Annotated in this window: 7 protein-coding genes and 2 pseudogenes; all 9 read right to left on the bottom strand. The window is 41.0% G+C overall.

Annotation, left to right across the window (positions count from 1 at the left end; translation table 11 throughout):
* A partial coding sequence (locus CHB62_RS13615; protein WP_089367263.1) for a type VI secretion system Vgr family protein occupies nt 1-1,430 on the bottom strand: 1,430 nt, incomplete at its 3' end.
* Nucleotides 1,431-1,596: 166 nt separating this feature from the next.
* Nucleotides 1,597-2,192 (bottom strand): annotated as a pseudogene (locus CHB62_RS13610) (DUF8188 family protein).
* 34 nt (nt 2,193-2,226) lie between these two features.
* A complete protein-coding gene (locus CHB62_RS13605) occupies nt 2,227-2,820 on the bottom strand; it encodes a DUF8188 family protein (RefSeq protein ID WP_089367262.1) in 594 nt (197 codons plus the stop codon).
* Nucleotides 2,821-2,854: 34 nt separating this feature from the next.
* Nucleotides 2,855-3,175, bottom strand: a pseudogene (locus CHB62_RS13600) (DUF8188 family protein); the annotation flags it as partial.
* A gap of 74 nt (nt 3,176-3,249) precedes the next feature.
* Nucleotides 3,250-4,443 (bottom strand): hypothetical protein, encoded by a 1,194-nt coding sequence (locus CHB62_RS13595; RefSeq protein ID WP_089367261.1) that lies wholly within the window; start codon nt 4,441-4,443, stop codon nt 3,250-3,252.
* 2 nt (nt 4,444-4,445) lie between these two features.
* A complete protein-coding gene (locus CHB62_RS13590; RefSeq protein ID WP_089367260.1) occupies nt 4,446-7,526 on the bottom strand; it encodes a PAAR-like protein in 3,081 nt (1,026 codons plus the stop codon).
* A gap of 6 nt (nt 7,527-7,532) precedes the next feature.
* Nucleotides 7,533-8,324 carry a hypothetical protein gene (locus CHB62_RS13585; protein ID WP_089367259.1) on the bottom strand — a complete coding sequence of 264 codons (792 nt, stop codon included), beginning with the start codon at nt 8,322-8,324 and terminating at the stop codon, nt 7,533-7,535.
* A 3-nt stretch (nt 8,325-8,327) separates the two neighbouring features.
* Entirely contained in the window at nt 8,328-10,178 is a 1,851-nt protein-coding gene (locus tag CHB62_RS13580; RefSeq protein ID WP_089367258.1) for a type VI secretion system Vgr family protein, read from the bottom strand.
* 181 nt (nt 10,179-10,359) lie between these two features.
* The coding region (tssD, locus tag CHB62_RS13575; protein ID WP_303395903.1) for a type VI secretion system tube protein TssD at nt 10,360-10,461 on the bottom strand (102 nt) is incomplete at its 5' end.

Below are 10,461 nucleotides of genomic sequence, written 5' to 3'. Positions count from 1 at the left end.
TCAAAAGTCATGGTTACACCGCCCTTATCGTGCAGCGTGACACTTCCTTTAGAATCATTAAGTTTCAAGGCACAGCCAGTGCGGCTGGTAAGGCTTTTGCAGTTGTTGCCTTGGCCACCGCCACCACCTGTTGTTCCATTAAATAGGCTACCCATAACATATGGTCTTGCGGGGTCTCCATGACGGAAGCCGAGGAGGACTTGGTCGCCTACCTCTGGGATGAACACAAAGCCGCGGTTGCTTTTTACGTCTTTGCTGCCACCACCATCTGGTGTCATCACACGAACCCAACTTGTTCGCATGTTGTCGGTTTGCCAATTCATGCGCACCTGTACACGACCCGCTCCATGTGGGTCGGCATTGCTTAGTACCGTTGCCATCTGTGTTTCAGCCAGAGGCATTTCAACCTTTGGGTTAGGCAGACTCATGACAGTACCAGGAATGGCTTTGAAACGGTTTTTGTAATAACAGCTCTCGCTCACTTCATGGGTCATCTCGATGATGATGAAATCGCCTAAGCTCTCTTGTGAGAGATTGCCAACTCCCTTTAAGAAAGAACTATACAAACTTATCACCGAACCCACATGTAGCCTTGGGTCCTGGCTTTCGGCTGTGACGTAATGGGTTTCAGCCGTTTCGGCTGCTTGTTTTAGGAGTACATAATTCTCAAGATCATCGATAGAGCTGACACGCTGTATGGAGTACTGGCGAGCCGCCTTAGGGTAGGAGGGAAGCGCAGCACGGAACGCATCACCCGCCATCCTGTCGTGTCCGTAAGCCTTATCGGGCGTCTTGCGGTCCATCTCACGGTTTGCACCAGAATGGAACGTAAACACCTGTTCTGGACGAGCTAATGTTTGTAGACCAATGTTGAGGGAACTTAGTGACGTACCAAATTCCATCTTGATAGGGTCTGGCAATCGTCTTGGCTTACCGAAGACAAGTTTCAGACCATCATAGTACATCCACTCTTGATACTGCAAGGCGAGACGACGAACGAAATCGAAGTCAGATTCCTCGTATTGGCAGATGTAATCCAACTGTTTCTTGTGTGCTGCATTCAATGCCAACTGCACCTTACCATCACTGCACAGACTCTTTACGACATCACCAATCGACCTGTCATTCCATGAGTAACAGCTCGGTGCCGTTTCCATACGATAAGTAGAGGAGTAGCCAGACACCTGTATACACCCGAAGTCGCTGCCATCGCGATGCAACTCAATGTTCGTCACTATGCCACAGAAGAATGGTTTGCTCGCAGCTTTCACTATGATATCTTTGCCGAGCCACTCTTTACTGCTACTGATGTTATGTACCTGTCTGTTACCTCCCGACTCAAGGTCAACCGTGAGGTCAAAGTGATAATGTGCACCAGTACTTTGGTCGATACGAAGTGATTTGAAAGAAGAAAGTCCATCCTTTCCTATGTTTAGGAGGTTAAAAGTAAAAAGATAATTTTATAAAAGCAATTGATACAACACAAAATAACAAAGTTTAAGGTCTTATATGCAATAAAGAAGCATCTTTCTATCCTTTGTCTATTTTGTATACTCTGTCTTTATATGTTATTTATTCTTAGGTATTTAATTCCATTTATTTCTCTCCATATCGTTCCTTGAACTCTTCCTTACTTATCATATAGGTGAGATATAGTTCTACAGCTCTCTTGTAATAGGCGGGTCTGCTGAATGCATACTTAAATTGTTCCCCATAATAAGCATCTCTGAATTCTTGTAAATTATAATCAAAGTCTAACACTGGGACTGGGTTGTCTTTAGAACCATATCGAGGAGAGTTTAGTTCGTACTTGTTTATCCGAGCCCTGATAGTCTTACGGTAGTCTTATCATTTACAACTATCATACCTTGCCTAACTGTCTCCCGACTCTCTGGCTCGATGACGAATACACAGAAATATTTCTTATAAGTGCTATCATAAAAAAGAATACTATCAGTTCTAATCCTTTTTGTTGAGTTCATTAGGACACCTGTCATTATACTCCCAGCTCTATAAGTAACATCCTTTATCCCTTCTGGAATATGCAATGTAACATACTCTGATTCGTCAATATACTGCTGTGCATACTTTTCCCCATTATTCCGTGTACATGTGTAAATCAGATTACCAATTGCCAACAACATTGCAACAAGACCGACACCTGTAAACCAACCCATATTAATCTTTTTCATAACGTATTACCGTTGTATTGATAGCCCCTTCAAATTACTCCTTTTCAAACCGTTCCTTGAACTCTTCCTTACTCATCATATAAGTGAGATATAGTTCTACTGCTCTCTTGTAATAGGCAGGTCTGCTGAACGCATACTTAAATTGTTCCCCATAATAAGCATCTCTGAATTCTTGTAAATCATAGTCATAGTCTAACACTGGGACAGGGTTTTCTTTAGAACCATATCGAGGAGAGTTTAGTTCGTACTTGTTTATCCGAGCTTTGATAGTCTTACGGTAAGCTATATCATCTCCTACAAACATACTTTGCCTCACCATATTACGCCTTTTCTTTTCAATCACAAGTACACAAAAATATTTTCTATAAGAACTATCGTAAAATGTTATACTGTCTGTCCATACTGTTTCAGCAGAGTTCATGACAACACCTGTAACAATATGATTGAATTCATAAGAAATACTTTTCCTTTGAGGAATATGCAATGTAACATACTCCGAATCGTCAATATACTGCTGTGCATACTTTTCCCCATTATTCCGTGTGCAGGTGTAAATTATATTACCAATTGCCAACAACATTGCAACAAGCCCGACACCTGTAAACCAACCCATACCACTCTTTCTCATAACGTATTATCGTTGTAGTGATAGGCCCACTAAATTACTCCTTTTCAAACCGTTCCTTGAACTCTTCCTTACTCATCATATAGGTGAGATATAGTTCTACTGCTCTCTTGTAATAGGCAGGTCTGCTGAATGCATACTCGTAGTATTTGCTATTCTTATCGTTCTGGAAATGTGCTATCTTGTAGTCAAAGTCTAACACTGGAACTGGGTTGTCTTTAGAACCATATTGAGGAGAGTTTAGTTCGTACTTATTTATCCGGGTTTTGATGGTCTTACGGTAACTTATATCATCTCCTACAAATGAACTTTGTCTACCCATATCCCGACGCTCTGGCTCGATAACGAATACACAGAAATCTTATCATAAGACTGATTCCATTGGATGACACTTTACTGTACTTCTGCCGTCTCACAGACATCTCAAATAATTTATTCGTTATCATTGGATGGATTTAATTCCAATCCCTCTTGTTCCATTTCTTCCATCATTTCAGGTTTACTTATTCCGAAGAACTTATGTGCCTGAGCTTCCTCATAAATACTTTTACAATTGGTCATCATGATATATGTCCATGAAGTTCTGCCCCAGTCGCCGGTATCCATATACTCCGCATATTTATTCCGCATCTTGTATTCCGAATTAGCAAAATGGCAAAATATCCTCGCTTTTTCTTCAAGAGTATAATTGTTGGAATTCATACCATCCTCATTTTGTAACACCTGATATACGTAAAGTCCAAAATTATTAAAATAAGTCCCGTTCTTACCTGTCGAATTCCTTTCCACTGTTTCTATTAAAGAAGGATGTACAACTAGTTTCTTATTTGAAGTCTGCTCAAAGATTCTGCTTACAAAGCCATAAGGTACATCTTTTTGCTTATTAAAATACCATTGGTTTAACAGCGAACTCCCAAAATAATTATAAGTTGAGAACAAATCGTCTAAAATCATCTTTCCACTATAAAAGTCTCCTAAATCATTTTTATCCCCTTCATACTTAGATAATTCCAAAATTTTAAATGCTGAAGGGTCATCATAAATAAGAAATTTATTGAGTGCAAGAATTTGTTGAAATACCTCTGACTTTAACTTAATTTTATCTCCCTCTATGGATAGCATATCACGGAGCATCCAATTATATGTTATAAAATTCTTATCACATATACTATAATAGCTATGGGCAAAGTCAAAAGAACCATCCCCAACAATTTCCTCATAACTTTTGGAGCTATGCATTTTTAGTCCTATGCCAAACACTTTCTTGATTCTATCTTGAAACAGCTTTTCTGTCGGGCGTTTATAACCATGTGAGGATAAGTAGTAATCCACAAAGGGTATTGTTAGTAGAAAATCTAATTCTGTGGGTTCGTATCTAGGCTTAGATTGGTCATCGCGGAAGTCTCCTCCATACCAGGCTAACTCCTGCAATTTCATGTGTTTGGTCAAGTTTTTTTTGTCTATTCCCATTTCTTTCAATCTTTCCATATTGATGATATTATCATTTAGGGATTGCAGTGTATCTTGTTGGTTCGTATCCACACTCACTTTCCCGCTTTTTGAACTACACTGATAAAATACGATTGCTAATACAATCATTGAAATTGATGTAATAAATCTTCTCATGTCTATTTTTTTGTATAATGTACTGCAAAAGAATAAAAATAGCAAAGCTTTGGAGAATGACCAAGCAAATGATAGTCTGTCCTCTTGAACTTCATTTTTATGACTCCTCGTAAATGGATGTCAGGTTTACGCTTTCGAAATATTCCATTATCATCTACAGGCTTTTCGTTATTTACAGTAGAACTAATAGCTTCTATTGTGGTAACTATATCATTTTGTTCATCGTATTCTATTACTACTCCTGTGTGTCCTCTCCATAAGAAGATGTCTCCTCGCTTGGGTATATAATTGGCATTTTTGTGTTGAATAAGCCACTTCGGATGGTTCCTACCATATTCTATCATACTAGCTGTTGTCCATCCCATAGGTTTCTTTGACCATTCTATTTTTGCAGCATAACGCCCTACCATTTCTGAACAGTCCATTGTTTTAGCACCACTATCTTTGATGCGATTTAGATCCTGGCAGTATGGTATCTTATATTTGGTCTTTCCTACACTTTCTATTGGAATGCAGATACTCTCAAGCCACTTGATACCTTCTTCTATCTTTAGTTCCTTATCTGTCACCGTTTTCACTCTTTTAGCCTTTGATTGGATGTTACAATCGGAAACAGCAAAGCATTTAGATGTTATGTTTTCGAAAGCACTTTGTTTTCCTATATAATCTACATTACTACCAATACCTGCAGAGATAATATCTTCATTCATTTCTCCATTGGATTTAATTTCTAGATTTCTTCCAGATTTAGACCAATAAGCCATACATGCAACCATTGCGACTTCAATATCTGTACCAACTAGATTTGCATCAGCCTCCGAATTTATAATATTCTTACCGAGTAGCTTTTCCGTGTATTTATTGGTTATTGTATAATTTGAGCGTCCTGTTATCTGCACCAGTCCCCGCCCTTTGAATTTCCAACCATCTCCAACTTGAGTATTACCTAATTTCCTTTTCTGTGAGCAATTTTTGTCATCATATACAACATTGGCTATCATCTCTTCATTTGCAGCCTGAATACCTTGGTCATTATATCTATACAAGTCCTTACGACCATATTTTTCTGCTAAATCCGGATGACTTACCATATAAGGATATGGTGATTTTTTTGATTTACCATCTGTAAAATAACCACCCTGTCTTGTTTGAGTATTACCTTGTACCCAGTGTTTTCCATTAACGTTGTCTCTCCCTTTCATACGCCTTGCGGAGTAGTTGAAACTTTCGGTCTTAATATTGAAAGAATCTCCCACTTCTATCTTCGCCTGTGCAAAGAAATGTGCTTTATTCCAACAGGTGTCCATCTTAAAATACCTCATGTGCTTATTATAAGCATCAGCAATTTTTATACGTGTTTTTTCTGAAGTTTTTGGGAAAACCTTTTTAAGCTGCTCTGCTGTAATTGGAGCACTACAACGTGGACATCCACCTTTTTCAGACTCTGTGCGATTAACATTTGCCTTGCTGGGTTCTGCCTTTGGCATGGGGATATGCCGCTTGATAGAGAAAAGAACTTCCTTCCCTTTAAGTATGTATTGTTTGCTTTCCTTTGAGGTCTGTCTGCCAGTATTATTATTTACATTTCCGTTGGAAGATTGATTACTACTGAAAAGCCATGAGACAACAACCTTGTAGGCTGTACCTTCCTTGTACGGAGGTGTTGCCAACGTCAAAGAGAACTTATAGACACCCGTACTATTGACAGGATAACTGGTACTATATACAGGTGATGGTTGGGGACTTTTCTCTTCTTGGTTGCCTGTTTCGTGCTTATATACATCCAGACGTATCTTGCCGGTTTCCATATTGGCGGTAGAGAGACGCACATATACTGTACTCCCGCTGTCAGCAATACCACCCTGCAGTTTTTCTTTGCAGTCAGAATCTTTATAAATGATCAGGCTGCGAAACTCTATTTTGTCATTGAATAGGATAGGGTGCTGTGAAGTCTTTGTCAGGTTTTCTATCCAATGTCGAGAACTCAGTTCCAGATATATCCTTATTTTCTGCCCATTGCTGAAGTGCTTACGGTCTTCTATTATTTTCTTTAACTGGTCGCTTGAAAGGGAAAGGGCTATCTTTACTTTTCCTACAGCAGACAAAGGTATTGGAGTAAGGGCGGATAGATAGGTTTTTCCCTCATATCCATTATAATAAAAGCGGCAATTGACAGATATACCTTTACAGCCCGGCAAAGATACATGTGCAAACACTTTATTACGCAACCCAATGTAAGTAACATGCTTTCCGTTCTCGTCCTTCCATTCTATACTTTTGAACTTGGGGTAGGATACAGTTATCCTGACCACACCTTTGCCTTTGGGTGAGCCTGGTTTATGAACATAAGCATATACAGAATACGTACCTTCTTTGGTAAAGTAAGTACGTGCTGGAGCTTCTGTCAACCCTTTTGCAATCACACGATTGCCATGACAGACATCCCACTTGACACCAGTCCCCCGTGCGCTCCCTGCTGTTAGTGACGTAGTGAAAAGAAGTTCTTCATGATCATAAGGGGTTATGGTTATCTCTCTCTTTCCATTGACAAGAACATTGTTTACCTGTACTGCTGCCGGAACACGTTTGTTCTGACTCTTCTCGTCCTCCTGCGGCAAATGCTTCCAGTCTTCTTCTGTAAAGATCGGGCTCTTATGTGCCGTACTATTTGCCTTACGTGGTGAAGAAGAAGGCTTTACTACAACCTGTTGGCCAGATGTCTGGATATTAATTCTACCACCTCCAGCCTTACAGGTACCAGAACTCTTGACAGTCAAAGGATACATCTTGCCCTTTATGGCAATCTTGTTATAAGTGTTACTCCAAACGATATTCGGAGAACAAGGACCATTATTCTTTACTGCACAACTTCCAAAGTTCAAGGATTTGATATCTTTATCCTGATCTGTAGCAATAAGTTTTCTTGCACCATTACAGTAGATCTTCTGCTGGCTGGTAACACGGAAAGTTCCTGGTTTGGAACCTTTGTCACATGTGCAAATTGCACTATCTGCAACAATCTCCTCACTGTTCCCAGTCTGTTTACGATTACGGTCTACTGAAGTATTTTTGCCTGTTTCCATTCTTCTTTATTGAAAGGTTAGACTTATTTCAATATCCTTAAGTATCTGCTCCCGCCCCTTTACAGTATAATGACTATATACAGTTTGAGGACCTTCTGTAAGGTTGGTTATCTTTACAACACAATGTTGTTCTATAGATGTTATATCTTCTATTTGAGCCTCATCAAGGAGAGAAATCTTTTCAAGCTGTACTTCATTCTTTCTCAAGTCAGCATTCCCGACAATGTGTAGCGACATTCCTTCTTCATTGTCCTCAATAGAACATTCCTGTGAGAACAGAAGCGGTACTCCCAAGGCTGTTTCTTCATGCTCTCTGTATCCTTTCCCTTCTGTGAACTCTATGCCTGACCAGTCAGCTTCCAGCCACTCTGAAAATACGTAATATCTCTTCATCATATTAAGTATAATCCCCTTGTCATGAACCCTATCAGTCAACAATTGTAGTTCCTTTTCAACCCATTCTCCTTCATATCTGGCACGCAAAAGAAAGAGACTGTCATCCCATCGTTTACAGAGTTCGTCATGGTCTGAAATGCTAACACATTTACCCCTATTGTCCAATTCCAGACATATAGGGTTAAGAGTAGACTCTATATCATGTACAAATGCTGCTGTGGCATCGTCATCATCTGCAAAGGCATGTAGATGTACTATAGCTTTGACTTTGCTATCCTTAGAAAGAGGAGCAAACTCTATAGAAGCCTCACATTTGGTCTCACTCACCCCGTCTGGCATAACTTCTGTCCTGACTCCATGCACCTTGCATGACCCTGTCGGTGCTTTAAAAGGAATATACATAGTTTAGAACAGATTTACTTTTTCAGAACTCTGGATGTTGACCTTCTTTGGAGAAGATAGGTCAAGGTCCTCCATCGTACTGTCAATGTTTATTTTCTCTGCCGTCTCCGATATTGTAGATGCCTGAAGATTATGTTCTTCTGTGACCTGTACGTTGGCATCATTAGCAGATAGGACATAACTGTCTGCTGCTATCTCTGTAAGCGATTCACCTGCCTGTATAGACGTACTTTCACCAGACACACTGGTAATATCCTGCTCAGCATTCATATTGATGGATTCCTCAGCAAGGATGTTGGCATTCTTGCAGTTCACGGTAAAAGTCTCTCCTGCATTGATGGTTATATTTCGCTTTGCATTGATGATGATGTCATCTCCTACAGAGTCAATATGAATGGAATTCCCCTTTATGTCTTTGATGGTTATTCCAAGTGATGATAGTGAGTCATTCAATTTTATAGTATGCCCACTGCGAGTTGTGAGGCTTTTCATGTGATTTCCTTCGAGACCGCCACCACCTGTTGTTCCATTAAACAGGCTACCCATAACGTAGGGACGGGCGGGGTCACCATGACGGAAGCCGAGGAGGACTTGGTCGCCTACCTCTGGAATGAAAACGAAGCCGCGGTTGCTCTTTACGTCTTTGCTGCCACCGCCATCTGGTGTCATCACACGCACCCAACTTGTTCGCATGTTGTCGGTCTGCCAATTCATGCGCACCTGCACACGACCCGCTCCATGTGGGTCGGCATTGCTGAGTACCGTTGCCATCTGCGTTTCAGCCAATGGCATTTCAACCTTTGGGTTAGGCAGACTCATTACAGTACCAGGGATGGCTTTGAAACGGTTTTTGTAATAACAGCTCTCGCTCACTTCATGGGTCATCTCGATGATGATAAAATCACCTAAGCTCTCTTGGGAGAGATTGCCGACTCCCTTTAAGAAAGAACTATACAAGCTAATCACTGAACCCACATGTAACCTTGGGTCCTGACTTTCGGCTGTGACGTAATGGGTCTCAGCCGTCTCGGCCGCCTGTTTTAAGAGTACATAATTCTCAAGATCATCGATAGAGCTGACACGCTGTATGGAGTACTGGCGAGCCGCTTTGGGATAGGAGGGAAGCGCAGCACGGAACGCATCACCCGCCATCCTGTCATGTCCGTAAGCCTTATCGGGCGTCTTGCGGTCCATCTCACGGTTTGCACCAGAATGGAACGTAAACACCTGTTCTGGACGAGCTAATGTTTGTAGACCAATATTGAGGGAACTTAGTGACGTACCAAATTCCATCTTGATAGGGTCTGGCAATCGCCTTGGCTTACCGAAGACAAGTTTCAGACCATCATAATACATCCACTCCTGATACTGTAAGGCGAGCCGACGAACGAAATCGAAGTCAGATTCCTCGTATTGGCAGATGTAATCCAACTGTTTCTTGTGTGCTGCATTCAATGCCAATTGCACCTTACCATCACTGCACAGACTCTTTACGACATCACCAATCGACCTATCGTTCCATGAGTAACAGCTCGGTGCTGTCTCCATACGATAAGTAGAGGAGTATCCAGACACCTGTATACACCCGAAGTCGCTACCATCACGATGCAATTCAATATTTGTCACTATGCCACAGAAGAATGGTTTGTTCGCAGCCTTCACTATGATATCCTTGCCGAGCCACTCTTTACTGCTACTGATGTTGTGCACCTGTCTGTTGCCCCCCGACTCAAGGTCAACTGTGAGGTCAAAGTGATGATGTGCACCAGTACTTTGGTCGATACGAAGTGATTTGAAAGAAGAAAGGCCATCCTTTCCTATGGTGATGGAGATGGGATTAAAAGGTATTGCCATTGAATATATTTTTTGAGGTAATTAAGGCTGAAAAGCGTTTTAATAAGATTTGTTTCCTATATATAATAAGGTGGCGACCTCAGCAGCTTATAGGTATGTCCTACTGCAGTGAGACCTAAATAGAAAGCTAAAAGGACCATGCCAAGCACGTAACCCGACATAGTCCTTAAGTTTCTTAGACCTATGAGCGAGGCCAGCGGTTGTCGAGCTCGGCATTACCCACGGTGATATTCTCAGCAGAGAAGGTCATCGCGATGGTCATCGGCGCCTCGTTGTTTACGTC

Source organism: Prevotella jejuni, assembly GCF_900187995.1.
GTDB lineage: Bacteria > Bacteroidota > Bacteroidia > Bacteroidales > Bacteroidaceae > Prevotella > Prevotella jejuni.
This window is presented reverse-complemented; position numbering and strand designations above follow the sequence as displayed.

Coding starts and splice junctions, on each gene's coding strand:
- CHB62_RS13585 (WP_089367259.1), bottom strand. CDS start 8,324: ATGTATATTCCTTTTAAAGCACCGACAGGGTCATGCAAGGTGCATGGA.
- CHB62_RS13595 (WP_089367261.1), bottom strand. CDS start 4,443: ATGAGAAGATTTATTACATCAATTTCAATGATTGTATTAGCAATCGTA.
- CHB62_RS13590 (WP_089367260.1), bottom strand. CDS start 7,526: ATGGAAACAGGCAAAAATACTTCAGTAGACCGTAATCGTAAACAGACT.
- CHB62_RS13605 (WP_089367262.1), bottom strand. CDS start 2,820: ATGAGAAAGAGTGGTATGGGTTGGTTTACAGGTGTCGGGCTTGTTGCA.
- CHB62_RS13580 (WP_089367258.1), bottom strand. CDS start 10,178: ATGGCAATACCTTTTAATCCCATCTCCATCACCATAGGAAAGGATGGC.